The 14,326-nt window shown below is 70.6% G+C and carries 17 protein-coding genes and 1 pseudogene; 9 read left to right on the top strand and 9 right to left on the bottom strand.

The features are described 5' to 3' along the window. The first annotated feature begins 137 nt into the window (after positions 1 to 137). Positions 138 to 863: an AAA family ATPase gene (locus ABEB12_RS39350; protein WP_185063201.1), complete on the top strand. Its 726-nt coding sequence runs from the start codon at positions 138 to 140 to the stop codon at positions 861 to 863. After that, positions 863 to 1,714, top strand: a complete 852-nt coding sequence (locus tag ABEB12_RS39355) for a ParB/RepB/Spo0J family partition protein (protein WP_185063200.1) — start codon at positions 863 to 865, stop codon at positions 1,712 to 1,714. The genes ABEB12_RS39350 and ABEB12_RS39355 overlap by 1 nt, the downstream gene beginning before the upstream one ends. A gap of 83 nt (positions 1,715 to 1,797) precedes the next feature. On the opposite strand, the gene ABEB12_RS39360 is transcribed toward ABEB12_RS39355, so the two are convergent. Further along, a complete protein-coding gene (locus ABEB12_RS39360) occupies positions 1,798 to 2,982 on the bottom strand; it encodes a hypothetical protein (RefSeq protein WP_185063199.1) in 1,185 nt (394 codons plus the stop codon). A 384-nt stretch (positions 2,983 to 3,366) separates the two neighbouring features. Beyond that, complete coding sequence (locus ABEB12_RS39365; RefSeq protein WP_185063198.1) at positions 3,367 to 3,609, bottom strand: hypothetical protein; 243 nt, start codon at positions 3,607 to 3,609, stop codon at positions 3,367 to 3,369. A 156-nt stretch (positions 3,610 to 3,765) separates the two neighbouring features. Here ABEB12_RS39365 and ABEB12_RS39370 point away from each other — a divergent pair, with 156 nt between their 5' ends. From ABEB12_RS39370 to ABEB12_RS39390, 5 genes and pseudogenes are all read left to right on the top strand, one after another. After that, the gene (locus ABEB12_RS39370) at positions 3,766 to 4,089 is read left to right on the top strand and encodes an antitoxin VbhA family protein (RefSeq protein ID WP_185063197.1); all 324 of its coding nucleotides are present in this window, start codon (positions 3,766 to 3,768) and stop codon (positions 4,087 to 4,089) included. Then, positions 4,086 to 4,670 (top strand): Fic family protein, encoded by a 585-nt coding sequence (locus ABEB12_RS39375; RefSeq protein WP_185063196.1) that lies wholly within the window; start codon positions 4,086 to 4,088, stop codon positions 4,668 to 4,670. Before ABEB12_RS39370 ends, ABEB12_RS39375 begins: the two co-directional genes overlap by 4 nt. Before the next feature lie 40 nt (positions 4,671 to 4,710). Continuing rightward, positions 4,711 to 5,090 (top strand): annotated as a pseudogene (locus tag ABEB12_RS39380) (epoxide hydrolase N-terminal domain-containing protein). Next, a complete protein-coding gene (locus tag ABEB12_RS39385) occupies positions 5,084 to 5,485 on the top strand; it encodes a hypothetical protein (RefSeq protein ID WP_345703535.1) in 402 nt (133 codons plus the stop codon). Before ABEB12_RS39380 ends, ABEB12_RS39385 begins: the two are co-directional and overlap by 7 nt. Before the next feature lie 8 nt (positions 5,486 to 5,493). Beyond that, entirely contained in the window at positions 5,494 to 5,862 is a 369-nt protein-coding gene (locus tag ABEB12_RS39390) for an alpha/beta fold hydrolase (RefSeq protein ID WP_345703536.1), read from the top strand. On the opposite strand, the gene ABEB12_RS39395 is transcribed toward ABEB12_RS39390, so the two are convergent. From ABEB12_RS39395 to ABEB12_RS39420, 6 genes are all read right to left on the bottom strand, one after another. After that, positions 5,859 to 6,305: a thioesterase, FlK family gene (locus ABEB12_RS39395; protein WP_185063195.1), complete on the bottom strand. Its 447-nt coding sequence runs from the start codon at positions 6,303 to 6,305 to the stop codon at positions 5,859 to 5,861. The genes ABEB12_RS39390 and ABEB12_RS39395 overlap by 4 nt on opposite strands. Then, entirely contained in the window at positions 6,299 to 6,466 is a 168-nt protein-coding gene (locus ABEB12_RS39400; protein WP_185063194.1) for a hypothetical protein, read from the bottom strand. Before ABEB12_RS39400 ends, ABEB12_RS39395 begins: the two co-directional genes overlap by 7 nt. Before the next feature lie 206 nt (positions 6,467 to 6,672). Then, positions 6,673 to 9,132: a phosphoenolpyruvate--protein phosphotransferase gene (gene ptsP / locus ABEB12_RS39405; RefSeq protein ID WP_185063193.1), complete on the bottom strand. Its 2,460-nt coding sequence runs from the start codon at positions 9,130 to 9,132 to the stop codon at positions 6,673 to 6,675. A 17-nt stretch (positions 9,133 to 9,149) separates the two neighbouring features. Beyond that, positions 9,150 to 9,800 carry a dihydroxyacetone kinase subunit DhaL gene (gene dhaL, locus ABEB12_RS39410; protein WP_185063192.1) on the bottom strand — a complete coding sequence of 217 codons (651 nt, stop codon included), beginning with the start codon at positions 9,798 to 9,800 and terminating at the stop codon, positions 9,150 to 9,152. 455 nt (positions 9,801 to 10,255) lie between these two features. Beyond that, positions 10,256 to 10,447 carry a hypothetical protein gene (locus tag ABEB12_RS39415; protein ID WP_185063191.1) on the bottom strand — a complete coding sequence of 64 codons (192 nt, stop codon included), beginning with the start codon at positions 10,445 to 10,447 and terminating at the stop codon, positions 10,256 to 10,258. A gap of 14 nt (positions 10,448 to 10,461) precedes the next feature. Then, the gene (locus ABEB12_RS39420) at positions 10,462 to 10,758 is read right to left on the bottom strand and encodes a hypothetical protein (protein ID WP_185063190.1); all 297 of its coding nucleotides are present in this window, start codon (positions 10,756 to 10,758) and stop codon (positions 10,462 to 10,464) included. A 292-nt stretch (positions 10,759 to 11,050) separates the two neighbouring features. On the opposite strand from ABEB12_RS39420, the gene ABEB12_RS39425 reads away from it, so the two are divergent. Both ABEB12_RS39425 and ABEB12_RS39430 read left to right on the top strand, forming a co-directional pair. After that, a complete protein-coding gene (locus ABEB12_RS39425; RefSeq protein ID WP_185063189.1) occupies positions 11,051 to 12,253 on the top strand; it encodes a helix-turn-helix domain-containing protein in 1,203 nt (400 codons plus the stop codon). Between the two features lie 252 nt (positions 12,254 to 12,505). Next, the gene (locus ABEB12_RS39430) at positions 12,506 to 12,748 is read left to right on the top strand and encodes a hypothetical protein (RefSeq protein WP_185063188.1); all 243 of its coding nucleotides are present in this window, start codon (positions 12,506 to 12,508) and stop codon (positions 12,746 to 12,748) included. A gap of 435 nt (positions 12,749 to 13,183) precedes the next feature. Here ABEB12_RS39430 and ABEB12_RS39435 read toward each other — a convergent pair whose 3' ends face one another. Then, complete coding sequence (locus ABEB12_RS39435; RefSeq protein ID WP_185063187.1) at positions 13,184 to 13,966, bottom strand: IclR family transcriptional regulator domain-containing protein; 783 nt, start codon at positions 13,964 to 13,966, stop codon at positions 13,184 to 13,186. Between the last annotated feature and the right edge of the window lie 360 nt (positions 13,967 to 14,326).

Genomic DNA, 14,326 nt, shown 5'->3' on the forward strand with positions numbered 1-14,326 from the left:
GCCTACGATTGTTGGTCAAACGTACAACTTACTTGCATACCCAGCGCAGCGGCGCAACCCGGGAATGAAATGCTGATCTCCACAAGCCATCCGAAGTACCGGCCGTTCGCGGTCGGGAAGCACACGGAGGTTCAGCTGTGGCACACGTACACGTCATTGCCAACCAGAAGGGCGGGGTCGGCAAGACCACCGTCACCGTGAATCTCGCCGCCGTCGTCGCGGATACCCTGGGGCGTACCCCGGAGGAAACCCCGGTGCTCGGCGTGTCCACGGATCCCCAGGCCTCGATGCTGGAGTGGGCGACCCGGGTCGGCGACGAGCTGCCGTTCGACTTCGAGCAGTGCGACGACAACCCTCGGGTGCTGTCCAAGCTGCGCGCCATCACCCGGTACGCGCACATCTTCGTAGACACCCCCGGCTCGCTGGAGAACCAGCCGATCCTGGAAGAAGTGCTGCGCCAGGCGGACGACGTGATCGTGCCGGTCGAGCCGGAGCCGTTGGCCTTCTCGCCGGCCGCCCGGACCATCCAGAAGGTGATCGCGCCGATCGGTGTGCCCTGGCGGGTGCTCATCAACAACTGGGACCCGCGCGACGGGGAGACGGACCTCAAGCAGACCCGGGACTACCTGGCCCTCAAGCGGTTCCCCACCTTCAACACCGTCATCCGTCGCTACAAGTTGCACGCGCGCGCGGCCGCCGAGGGCGTCACGGTGGTGCAGTACCCGAAGAACCGGGTTGCCCTGGAGGCCAGGCAGGACTTCTTCAAGCTGGCGTTGGAGGTGCTGGGCGGGCTGACCTCCCAGGTCAAACCCGGCCACAGTGGAAACGCCGTTTCCACCGGGCCCGGGGCGGGGGTCGCGTGATGGGCAAGCGCGTCAACCTGGCCGAACTGGCGACCGATGACCTCGAAGCGGCCGGTCCGCCGAGCTACCCGGTCTCCGTCGTCCCGGAGCCGGTGGTGAACGAGCCACCCAGCGCCGAGGGAGTGCGGCTGGTACCGATCGGCACGGTCACCACCAACCCGCTGAACAAACGGCCCACCGGCAAGGACGACGAGCTCGCCGAGATGGCCGAGACCATCAGGGTGCACGGCGTCATCCAGCCGCTGGTGGTGTGCTCCTCGTCCAGGTACCTGGACGAGTTCCCGGACCAGGGGGAGGCGGTCGGCGACGCCCGATGGGTGGTGCTGATCGGCAACCGTCGGCTGCGGGCGGCCCGGATGGCGCCGCTCGACCAGGTCGGCATCCTGGTGAACGACGATCAGGTGACCTCGATGTACGAGGTCATGCTGGTGGAGAACGGCCAGCGCAAGGATCTGCCGCCGCTGCTGGAGGCGGAGGCGATGAGCGAAGTGCTGCGCACCTCGTCCATCTCCAAGCGCGAGCTGGGCCGGCGGATCGGCAAGTCGCACATGTACGTGGTGCAGCGGTTGGCCCTGCTCAAGCTGATCCCGGAGCTCCGCCAGGCGCTTGAGCACGGCGAGCTGACCATCGAACGGGCCCGCGAGATCGGCGAACTGCCGGTCGTGGAGCAGCGGAAGATCTTTGCGGCGGGCAAGCCGTACCGGCGGATCAAGGCGGACGAGCCGGAGAAGAAGCCGGCCCGGAGCATCCGGGTCAGCACCCCGCGGGCAGCGGCCGACGCGATCCGCCGAACCTTCACCGCGGACGAACTCGCCGAGCTCATCCGCCTCCTCTCCACCCCCGACCTGTAAACGCCGTTTCCACCGCCCACGGAGCCAGGCCGCATCGAGCGGGGTGGTGGTGGGCCGCGGTGACGGAGCGCCTCGGGGATGGGTCACTTCGGGGGGTGGGTGCGGCGGCGGTGGGTGAACTCGGCACGTAGGCGGGCCCGGTGTTCGGCGCTGCTGGTCGGTTGCCACGCCGGCTTGGGTGGCGCGGGGTTGGCGGCCGGGGTTTGCTGGCTGCTCACCGGTACGTTGACCGGGGTTTCCCGGGAAGTCCGGCTCGGCGGGTCGGCGGGGTGGTTGCGCGCCCACGCGGCGGTGTAGTCGCCGGGAATGCCCTGCTCGGTGATGGGCAGTTCGTGCAGCCGGTCGGTCCACGGCTTGAGCCGGTAACCCAGTACCCGCAGCGGATCCCGGGCACCCCGGAACGCATCGCCCCGGTGTCGGTCCGGCCGATCCGGATGGTGGTCTACCGCAAACAACAGGCCGGCTGGGCAAGCCCCGGCGTCCCACCACCGCTTGAGCTGAGCCCGGGCGCGCCAAACGTGCACCCTCGATACCCGTCCACGGTCTAGGCCAAGTCTTTCTAACAGGCACGTTGTTGCTTTGGTGCGGTCGGAGGGGGTCTGGGGGACGCCGAAAACTGGCCATTTGTGAGTGCGGGTGTGCGCTGGAAGTGGCCGTCTGCCACGCAAGGGTTTTTGAGTACTTAAGCACACAGTGGGGAGGTCGCCATCTACAGCATCGTCGCTGGTCAGCGTGACATCGGCCGGAACGTAGAGCGCGTACGTCGGTGTGCGGCCCCGCCCGGTGCCGAGGAAGGCGGCCGACGCGGCCCGCTCAGCCACCACGACGAACCCGGCCTCCACCGCCCACGCGATCACCCGTGACACCGTGCGGGTGGCCCGGTCGCCGGCGGCGGCGAACTCCTCCGCCCGGACCGCGGCGACCAGCCCGGAGGACCAGTCCATGCTGCACACCAGCCGGCGCAGGATGGCCCGCCAGGCGCGCTTACGATCCGCCCGCCAGGTCTGCGCGTCAATCAGCGCCTCCACCACGCGCAGCGCGGTGTCCTGGTCACGCAGCCGGCCGGGTGGGAGGAAGTTCTCCAGGCCGGGGTGCGGCTCGTAGCGTCCTCGTTCGATGCGGGCGGCCGCCCGGGCCCGGCCGTAGCGGCGGCTGTTGGCCACCCGGCGGGCGACGCCCCGGCCGGTGCGTCGGGGCTGAGCGCGCCGGGTCGGGTCGCCGAAGCGGCCGGGTCCGGGGGAGTCGGAAGCGGGCCGGCGGCCGGCCACGGCGGTGCCCGACGGGTCCGTTCCCGAGGTGTCGGCATCGCCGGACGAGCTGTTTGAGGCAGCAGGGACCCCCGCGTGAACAGCACACTCTTTGCCGTTCGGTTGGTCCCAGGCGGGGACAAACTCGCCGTCGGCATAACAAATCGCGCACCAACCGGAAATTTCTGGGGGTGAAAGTGGTGTCGCGGTTGACGTACGCGTAGGAGGACGCGTTATCTTGGGCATGCAAAATCGGGCGCCGAGAGGCGCTGAGCTCCTTCAGGCCGGAGGAGTGCAGGGCCCTGGTGGGTAACCAGGGCATGAGCGCCGGCTTCGGGCTGCCACCCGATGCCGGAGCGACTTAGACGGGGCGGTCCCTTACCAAGGGGACCGCCCCGTTATTTGTTATGAGGCTTCGTTCAACGGCAGCTCTCCTTGCTTGGCTCCGGTGGGGAAGCAGTAGGCGGGGACCGGTCGCCCAAGAGCCTGGGCGATCAACCGGGTTACCACCCAGGTCATGGCGATACCGTCGCGCTTGGCCAGTGCCTCTACCTCCCGATGCAGCTCAACCGGCAGGTAGGTAGGGAACTGCACTCGGACGCCCTTGGGCTTGGGCCCGGGCTTCCCAGCAACACGTTCGGTGGTCATCCCATTTTTCTACCGTGTTAGCGGCGACACAGCGCGCCGACACGCCGACCAGGATTTGGAATTCCCGGATCCACGCGCGGTAGCCTCGGCGTGACACCGAGTGTCGAATCGGGCGAAGGTGTACGCGAACGTGTACACGTGGGCTAGTCTCGGGGTATGACAGTGCCCGAGGTGTTGTCCGTGCGGGAGTTTCGCGAGGACCTGGCCGGCACGTTGAGGCGGGTGCAGGAGCCGGACGCGGCGCCTATTTACGTCGGCGCGCACCGCCGGCCGGAGGCCGTGGTGATCTCCGCTCAGCGCTATCGCGAGCTCACCGAGGTGGACCGGCGGCGTGAGGCCCTGGACAACGCACTGGGCTCGGTGCGCGCCGAGGGCCTGGAACCCAGTCCCGAAGCCCTGGAGCTCTTCGAAGAGGTCGTCGCGGGCAGGCTGACCTCGGAGGAGGTTCGCCAGCGCCTGCTGGCACGCTATAGCAGGTGACCGCCTGGGATCCGTATCTCGATCTGACGCACGGCGTGCTGCGCAACCGCCTGGGCATCACCGACCCCGTCGAGCTGGCGGCCGCCGAAGCGGACCTGGCCGCGCTGGCAATGGCCGAGCTGGAGCTCGCGCCGCTGACCGGTGACTACGACCTGGAGCACTTGCGAGGGTTCCATCGGTTCATCTTCGGCGACGTGTACGGCTGGGCGGGGGAGCTGCGCACCGTCTCCATCGGCAAGGGGCAGCTGTTCTGCCCGCCCGAGCGCATCCCGGCCGAGGCCGCCGAGATCTTCGGCTGGCTGGCCGACGACGACTACCTGCGCGGGCTCGGCCGCGAGGAGTTCCTGGACGGCCTCACCGAGCTGCTGGCGGACATCAACGGCCTGCACCCCTTCCGCGAGGGCAACGGCCGCACCCAGCGCGCCTTCTGCGGCCAGCTGGCGCGTGAGGCGGGCTACCGGGTGCGCTGGGCCGGCCTGGACCGGACGGAGAACGTCACCGCGGCCAAGTTCGCCCACGAGGGCGACAACGCCCCGCTACGCGCCCTGCTGGACCCCTTGATCGTCCCACTGGAGTGGTGACGACCCGAGCCACCGTCCGCCACAACCGAGGGAGCTCCCCGTGCAGCCGTACACCTTCACCGTCGACGAGGCGGACATTGACGACCTGCGCCGCCGCCTCGCCCGCACGCGCTGGCCCGAGCCGCTGCCCGGGGTGTCCGGCTGGTCGAAGGGAGTTCCGGTCGAGCAGGCGAAGGCCTGGGCCGAGGAACTGGCCGAGTTCGACTGGCGGCTGTTGCGCGACGAGCTGAACGCGCTCCCGCAGTTCGTCGCCGAGATCGACGGGGAGTCGATCCACTTCGTGCACGTGCGGTCCGGGAGAACGCCCTTCCGCTGCTGGTCCTGCACGGATGGCCCGGCACGGTGGTCGAGCTGATCGACCTGGTCGGGCCGCTGACCGCGCGCCGGACTCGACCGACGACCCGGCATTCCACGTGGTGATCCCTTCCCACCCCGGCACCGGCCTTTCCGGGCCCACCACCCAGGCGGGCTGGGGTGTCGATCGCACCTCGCGCGCCTACGCCACGCTGATGGCCTCGCTCGGGTACGACCGCTACCTGGTGCAGGGTGGCGACCACGGGGCGGTGCTGGCGCCGCACCTGGGCCGGGTGGATCCCGCGCACGTGATCGGCATCCACGTCAACGCCGCGACCATCGGGTTCATCCCGATGGGTCCGGTCGACGAGCCGACGCTGGCCGGGCTGACCCCGGTCGAGCAGCGCCGCCTGGCGGCCATCGGCAACTTCCTCACCGACGGCAACGGGTACAACGTCATCCAGTCGACCCGCCCGCAGACCATCGGCTACGGCTGGAGGACTCGCCGGCCGCGCTGCTGACCTGGATCGTGGAGAAGGTTGAGGCCTGGACCCACTCGCCCGCCGCCCTGGCCGACCCGCGCTACCGCCGCCGGCAGCTGGCCAACGTGCTGCTCTACTGGCTGACCCGCACCGCCACGTCGGCCGCCAACAACGTGTACGCCGAGTACGGCTCGCTGTTTGCCGATCCCGCCGGTTTCAAGAACTCCGGCGTGCCGACGGCGGTGATCGCTTTCGCCGAGGATCCGTCGATCCGTGGCTTCTCCGAGTACGGCAACACCATCGCCCGGTGGACCGACGTGGAGCACGGCGGTCACTTCGCCGCCCTGGAACAGCCCCACGACCTGATCGCCGACCTCCGCGCGTTCACCACCGAACTGACCAAGGGTCAGGTCTAGGCGACCGCGCGCTCGCGCTCCCGGAGCGAGGTGAGTTTGGGGGCCAGCCGGCCGCGGATGAAGGCGGCCAGGTCCACCACGACGAAGCCGAGGACGCCGGCCGCGACCAGTTCACGGTCGTCCCACGCCCGCACCGACCACTCGGAGTACCGGCCGGCCACCTCCACGCAGCGAGCGGTGGCGGACAGGGTGGCGCCGGTCGGGACCGGGGCCAGGTGGGAGATCTCGATCCGGGCGCCGAGGGAACACTCGGCGTCGGTCAGGTATGCGCGCAGCGCGGCCATGGCCGGCCACTCGCACACCCCGACCAGCCAGCCGGAGGCCATCACCTCCGGTTTGCGCACGAACTCGTCCACCTCGGGCAGCAACCGGCGCACCATGTGCCGCTCGCCGACCCGGTAGGTCACGGTGTGCTCGACCCCGACCGCCAGGCCGTTCACCACGCCGTCCCGTCCTCGGCGAGGTGGCCCTCGATGCGATCGTGGTTGTCCGGCAGCGCGCACCGCCAGGACTGCCCGGGTATCGGCGCCATCACCTCGCCGCACGGCTTTCGGTACTGCTCGGCCAGTGTTTCGAGCAGGTTCAGTTCGTCGGCAGACTCCATCGTCTTTGCCCCCCTCGGACAAAAGCTCGCGAACCGGCGCCAAGAAGGTCGCGCCGGGAGATACAGGCAGATGAACGAAGCGGGCACCCTCCACGCGTGCGGCCTGCTCGCCGGCGTTGCCCGGAAAGATCAGCGGGGTAGCGACATCAACGGTGGTGTCGCGCCCCGACGGTCACTCAATGGTGACTACCACCCCTCTCGGCCGGTCATGCGCGGTGATCCACCGTGGTCAGCGGTGTGACGATCTCCCGCGCGGTGGCCGCGCTGTCCGCGTGCAGCGCGAGTTTGGCCAGCGTCGTGGCGTGCTGGCTGTCCAGGGAGCGGACGGTCTGTTTGGTGCCCGGGATCGCCCGAGGCGTCACGCTGAGCTCGCGCACACCCAGGCCGACCAGCAGGGCGGCGGCGCGCTCGTCGGAGGCGATCTCGCCGCACACCGCGACCAGCGCCTGGTCGCCGGCGCCCCTGCAGGTGGCCTCGATCAGCTGGAGCACGCCGGGATCGAACGGGTCGCCCACCTCGGCCACCGCGTCGTTGTTGCGGTCGGCGGCCATCGCGTACTGGGTGAGGTCGTTGGTGCCGATGCTGAAGAAGTCGACGTGCAAGGCAAAGGTGGCGGCCTTCAGGGCCGCCCCCGGCACCTCGATCATGATGCCGACCTGCAGCTCGTCCGGCTGGCCCCGGCCGACCTGTTTGATCGCGTCGTCGAGCAGCCGCCGCGCGGCGAGCAGCTCGTCCAGGTTGCTGACCATCGGGAACATCACGCTCACCGGGGTGTCGTGCGCGACCCGCACGATCGCCACCAGCTGGTCGGTGAGCAGTTGCGGGTGGTTCAGCGAGAGCCGGATGCCGCGCACCCCGAGGAACGGGTTCGCCTCACCCGGGCTGGGCAGGAAGTCCAGCGGCTTGTCTCCGCCGATGTCCAAGGTGCGCAGGGTGATCCGCCGGCCGCCCAGGGCCTCCGCGATCTCCCGGTACACCGCCTCCTGCTCGTCGATGTCCGGTGCGGCGGCACGGCCCATGAACAGGAACTCGGTGCGCACCAGGCCGGCCAGGTCGGCGCCCATCTCGGCCGCCACCCGGGCGTCCGACACGGCGCCGATGTTCGCGGCGACCAGCACCTCCGCCCCGTCCCGGGTGTGCGCGGGCGCGGCGGCATGCTTCAGCGCGAGGGTGCTGCGCTCGGCCAGCTCGGCGGCCCGGGCGGCGTAGGCCTCGCGGACCTCGGCGGGTGGGTTGACGACATACTCGCCCCGGCCGCCGTCCACCGCGACCAGCTCGCCGTCCTCGATGTTCAGCACGGCCTGCCCGGCCCCGACCACGGTCGGGATGCCCTTGGCCCGCAGCAGGATCGCGTTGTGCGCGTTGGGGCTGGAGAACGCCATCAGCACCGCGACCACCTGGTCGGGCTGGAGTTCGGCGGCCTCCGCCGGGGTGAGGTCGCCAGCCACCAGCACGCCGGCCGCGCCCTGAGCCGCCGGGCCGGTGATGCCGAGCAGGGAGCGCAGCACCTGGTCCCCGACCGCGCGCACGTCGGCGGCCCTGGCCTGCAGGTACGGGTCGGTCAACGCGGCCAGCTCGTCGTGCAACCGGCCGACGGCGGCGTGCCAGGCCGGCGCGGCGGCCAGGCCGCCGTTGATCCGCTCGCGGGCCTGGTCGAGCAGCTCGGCGTCGTCCAGCAGCAGCAGGTGCGCGTCGAAGATCGCGGCCTCGTCCTCGCTCAGCTCGCGGGCGGTACGCACCCGCAGCTGCCGGACGTTGCGGCGCACCGCGGCCAGCGCCTTGCCCAGCCGGCGCCACTCGGTGGCCGGGTCGTCCGCCGTCTCGTCGGGCACCTCGATCGGGCCGAACCGGGTGGACCGGGCCGGCCCGATGCCGACGCCCGGGGAGGCGGCCCTGGGCTCGCGGGACAGGATCGCCGGGGCGACCTCGGCGGGCGCCTCGTCGGTCTCGTCGAAGTTGCGCGCGGCCAGCGCGAGGATGTGGCTGAGCGCCTCCCTGGCCTGGTTGCCGCTGACCTCGATCTCCACCTCGTGCCCGTGCAGGGCGCCCAGCGTGGCGACCTTGGACAGGCTGCCGGCGGGCACCCAGGGCGTGCCGGTGGTGCGGTTGCGGAGCCTCACCTCGGCGTCCAGCCGGCGCACCTCCTGCACCAGCCGAGCGGCCGGGCGGGCGTGCAGTCCATGCGCGTTGCTCACGGTGAACACCCCGCTCAGGTCACCGCTCTTCGCGGTGTCCCGCGCGGGGTGCTCCTCCGGGGCGGCGGTCGGCAGCTGTGCGGCCTTGCCGGCCAGCGCGGCCAGTGCCTCCGCGGCTACCTCGTGCCGGTCCGCACCGCCCGCCGCTGCCACGGCGGCGACCACCAGGCCCTCGACCAGGGGCGCCGGGCAGAGCAGCACACCGTCCCGGTGTGGCTCGTCGAGCAGCTCCAGGGCCAGTTCGGCGGACAGCACCGCGCTACCCAGGTCCATCAGGACCACGACGCCTTCGCCCTGGTCCGCGTCGGTGATCGCCTCGACGATCTGCGTCGCGTCGGTGCCAAAGGTGTTCTCGTCCAGCCCGGCGGCGATCGCGATCCGCACCTGGCGGCCGTGCAGCATTTCCTGGGCCAATGCCACGGCCGCCCGAGCGAGCGCACGGCTGTGTGACACAACAACAAGGCCAACCATCGCGCTGAGTCCCCCGATCAGTGGATGATTTTCGTCGCCGAGGCGGCAGCCGAGGCGATGAGCAGTGCGGCTGAGGTGGCGCCGGGGTCCTGATGTCCGACGCTGCGTTCGCCGAGGTAGCTGGCCCGGCCCTTGCGGGCGCGCATGCCCGTGGTGCCGTCCCGGCCCTGGTCAGCGGCCTTGGCGGCCTGTTGGAGCGCATCGGTCAGTGGGGCGCCGGCGGCGAGCGCGTCCTCCAGGGCCTGCGCGGCGGGGGCGAGCGCGTCGTACATGGTCTTGTCGCCGGGTTCGGCCTTGCCCCGCTGCACGACGCCGCCGATGCCGGCCCGCAGGGCCTGGGCGAACGCCGCCGCATCCAGCCCGTCCGCGTGTTCCGCGGCGGCGGTGGCCATGCGCAGGAAGAAGGTGCCGTACAGCGGGCCGCTGGCGCCGCCGACGCTGGACACCAGGGTGACGCCGGTCTGCTTGAGCAGCCCGGCCGGGTCGCCCGGCGGGTTCGCCTCCTGGTTGGCCAGTACCGCGGTCATGCCCCGGTCCATGTTGATGCCGTGGTCGGCGTCGCCTACGGCCGCATCCAGCGAGGTCAGCAGGTCTTTGTTGGCCTTGACCACGCGGGCGAACTCGAGGAGCCACTCGTGGAGGAACTCCACACCAACGCGTTCAGTCATCTCGTTCAGTCCCATCCCGCCACGCTGCTGGACCAAGTTCACGAACATCATTCGACAATGTCGAACTGATTGCGGAGGGTACGCCAGCGACGGACGCCACACAAGCGACGCCTGAGACAAAGAGATCAACCACTACACGACAGGACTACGCGGGTTGGCCGTTCCCGCGTCGAGCGGAAGCATGGGGCGGGGGAGGGGTCACGGTGCCCGGGGTCGAGATGATCTCATCTGTGGCGGTAGGGCCGCGACGCGTTGGCCTTGATCGTTGTTCGTGGCGGTCACGCCCGCATGACCGCTGCTCAGGCGCGTGTTCGGACTCGGCCCCGACGGCGCGCATCCGCCCGGCGGCCCACTCGGACTCTTCCTCAACCGGCCCCGGGTGCCGTCGTCACCTTGCCTCGGCCCGGCGGACTCACGAGCCGCTCAGGTAGCCCGGTGCTCGGTCGCGATGCGGCTCAGCCCGTCCAGTGGCCAGGCGCGACGAACGCGAACACCACCTCGGTGACCGCCACCACGACGGCCGCGAGGCCGAACGGGGTCAGGTTCCCGGTCAGGGCGCCGTAGGTCAAGGTGCCGAACACCGCCGACATCAAGGCCAGCGCGGTACCGGTGAGCGCGAGCTGGCGCCGGGTGGCCCGGCTGATCAAGGGGCGTCGGCAGGTCACTTGACGCCGTGGTTCGGGGACCACCCGTTGGCCAGCACGCGCCGGTCGTTGCTGATCCACGGCACGTTCTGCGCCTTGCCGTCCACGTACAGCACGACGGCGGTCCGCCGGCCCTGCTCATCCACGATGTAGCGGGTCACGGCGGCAGCGAGCACGCCCGGGTCGGTGCTGAGTTCCTTCGCGTAGCCCTCGGCCTTCTTCAAGGTGCTGCACAACATCGCCGTCGCGCTGATCTCGTCAGCCTTGATCGCGTGGACCCCGTAGACCTGCCCGTACTGCTCACGCCGATGCACGGTTCACCGCCTGGACCGTCGAGCATGGGAACGGCTGACCACAACGTGCACACCAGTCGGCCGGTCCCGGCTGGTGCTCGGCTCGCGCGACCACGGCGCTCGTCACGATCAAGGCCTCGCGAATGGTGCTGAACTCGGCCGCTCGCGACGCGACGGCCCCCGGTTGTTTGCGCACGTCACAAGGGTTTCGCCAGCAACACGGGCAATCCACGGCGTTGAACCGGCGCTTATGCGGGTACCCTTCTCTCGACCCGGCGTAAAACGCCTAGTTGCCAACGAAAGGCCTGGTTGAGTGCTTGATCAACTCGGCGAGAACCTGGCCCGGCTACGCACCGGCCGCGGACTGACCCAAGAGGAACTCGGCGCCGCCTCCGGGGTGTCCGTGGACACGATCAGCCGGTTGGAGCGCGGCACCCGCAAGGCGGTTCGGGGCGGCACGCTCTCCGCGCTGGCCCGGTCCCTGGGAGTCACCACCGCCGACCTGTTGGGCATGCGCCCGGCCGAGCGCGACACCCACGGGGCCGACCAGCTCCGCCGTGCCGTTCACGCCCTGGACCTGCCCGACTTCGCCGAGGTGACCGAGGTGCTGCCACTGGAGCAGCTCACCGACGCGTCGTCGGTCGCCTGGGCTCAGTACCTGGCCGGCCAGCACGCCGAGATGCTCACCGGACTGCCCGCGCTGATGGTGGACACCCGACGGGCGGTGCACGCCACCACGGGGGACGACTCGGCGCGCGCCGCCGGGTTGCTGGCCACCTCCTACCGGCTGGCGGCCGGACTCGCCGGGCGGTTGCAGCTCACCGACCTGGCGGCGCACGCGGCGCACCGCGCGCTCCAGATTGCCCCGCACACCTCCAGGCCCGAGCTGGACGAGGCCGCCGCCATGCGCTACCTCGTGTGGGTGCTGGTGCGACAGGGCGACTACCAGGAGGCGGAACGCATCGCGCTGCATGCCGCCCAGCGGCTGGACCCGGGCCTGTTGGCCGCGCCGGACCCCGACCAGGTTGGGGTGTTCGGGTCGCTGATCTTCAATGCGGCCAGCGCCGCCGCGCGAGGGGGCAACGTGGACCGAGCCGACGAGTTGTTGCGGGTCGCCTCGGCCGCCGCCGTGCGCGATGGCCAGGACCGGACGGGGGAGGCCGGCGTGTTCGGCCCCCGGGTTGCCGCGATGCAGGCTGTTGACCAAGCCGTCCGTGCCGGCCAGCCTGACCGGGCCGTCGAGCTGAGCCGTCGCGTACCGCCCGCCGTTGGGCGGGTGCCGGCGTTCTGGGAGGCCGGGCACCGGTTGCACCTGGCCGCCGCCGCCGTGGACCTGGACGAGTGGCAAGACTCGATCAGCCACATGGAAGCCGCCCGGTCGCTGGCGCCGCAGTGGGCACGCGTACAGCCCCTCGGCCAGGTGGTGATGGCGAACCTGTTGGAGCACTGGCCGGCACGCCGGCCCGGCCGGGTGGCCGAGCTGGCACAGCACTACGCGCCCCGCGCGGCCGGGTGAACTAGCCCTCGTTCACGAGGTGTTCCCGGATGTCGTCCAGGCTGTAGCCGACGCCGGTCGCCAGGTCTCCCAGGTGCAGCGTGCCCTGCTTCAGCGGGTTGAGTGACCCCAAAACCGTGCGGCACTACCGCAACTGCTGGCAACAGGCCATCGACGCGGGACTGGCCCCATCCGTGAAGCCGGGCGACCGGATTGACGAGCCGGAGATGGACTGGCCGCCGAACCCCGACCCGAAGCTGCACGCCGCCGGCTATGAGAATCCTGAAGAGCGCGCGACGGCGATTCGGCGACGGGCCGAGGAGCTGGGCGGGCCAAGGGCGCGATCTGGGCGCCACCAGCGCGCCCAACACGCTGCGCGTGGTCGCGGAGACCGCCACTGACGAGCAGGCGCAGGCGATGTTCGAGGGGCTCCGCCAGCGCACCCGGGACCTGCCGCGCCGGCCACAAACCGCGATCAGCCCAGGCATGCCACGGCAAGGCGACGCCCGGAAGTGAACGGCTTCTGGCTAACGAAGTTCGTACGTAGCCGAGTTGACCTCGACGCAGCTGGTCTCGGATCTCTGGCCGGCGCCGACCCATGGCCCCCACTGGGTCCAGTGCTTCAGGTCCTCGTCGGTGCACCTCGCCACGACCCGGTGCTGCCCTCGGTACGTGGCGCAGTAGCTCCAGGCTTCGGTTGCCCGCCACTTCCCCGGGTTGGCGTTGGTGTTCGCGCTGCATCCCGAGGGGTCAGCGGCTGCGGTGGGAGCGCTGAGCACGGTCACGGCACCGAGCAGGCACAACGTGAACGCGGGTATCGCAAGCACTCGCCGGCTCAGGGTCTCGTTCAAGGACCTCTCCCAGGTTTCGGCCGCCCGATGAGTCATGAGGTCCGTGATCTGATCACAGGCTGAGTGGATCCGGCTATCCGCGGAACGCAGCCCCAACGGGCTACGCGGTCGCGGAGGGGCGGGGGGCGAGCTGCGGCGGCCAGGCGGGGGCGCCGAGCTCGCGGGAGACGGCGCGCGCGGTGTCCCGCAGCGCGTCCAGGGTGGCGGCGTCCAGCGGCCACCGGGCACTGGGCACCACCAGGCCGATCGCCCCGGGCGCGCTGCCGGTGGCGTCGGCGAGCGGGGCGGCCACCGAGCACTCGCCCAGCACGGCCTCCTCCGACTCGGTGGCCGCCCCGGTGCGCGCCACCTCTTCCAGCTGGGCCGCCAGCGCCTGCCGGTTGGTGATGGTCTCGCCGGTCATGCTCGGCAGCGGGTCGCCGTCGGCCGCGATGCCGGCCAGTGCCGCGCGGTCGTAGGCGAGCAGGACCTTGCCCAGCGCGCTGGCGTGTGCCGGGATCACTATGCCGACCTCGGCCATCTGCCGGGTGCCGTCCGGGCGGGGTTCGTGCGCGACCACCACGACCTCGTCGAAGAGCAGAACCCCGGTGCGTACCGCGCAGCCGGTGCGGCGGGCCAGGTCCTCGGCCCAGATCGCCACCCGGGACCGCAGCTCGAGGGTGTCCAGGTACACGTTGCCCAGTCGCAGGGTCTGCGGTCCCAGCCGGTACCGGCCGGAGTCGATCTCCTGCTGGACCATGCCGTGCGCCATCAGCGTGCGGATCAAGCCGTGCACGGTGGACGGGGCGAGCTCGAGCCGCGTGGCGATCTCGCCGAGGTTGAGGCGCCTTGCCCCCTGGAGCACCGCCATGATTCGCAGCGCCCGGTCCACTGCCTGGATCACGTCCCCAACCTCCCTGCGCCCTCGGACGGGCAACACAGTCTTCGACGATGCCGAAGCCGTGTCGGGTCAGTATGCACGGGCGCGGTAGCCGGGGCACGTCACCCACCGGCCCGTCACACCGCGAGTCGCCCGAGGCGAGGCCCCCTCGAATGCGGCTCGGAGATCAATCAATTGATCATGTCACTGAGGTTACCTACCGATTTCGGTTGTCTATCGGGGAGAAACGGCAGATTGTTTGACCTCAAACTTTAGCGCGACGGCAATCGTTTTCCTGCTTTTCGGCCGCCCGGGCCGCACTGAACAGGGGCAGTTGAGTGATCTCTTTGCCTTAAGAGTTGCTTGTGTGGTCCGCAACACTGG

It is taken from the genome of Actinospineispora eucalypti, assembly GCF_039543365.1.
GTDB classification, from domain to species: Bacteria; Actinomycetota; Actinomycetes; order Mycobacteriales; family Pseudonocardiaceae; genus Pseudonocardia; species Pseudonocardia eucalypti.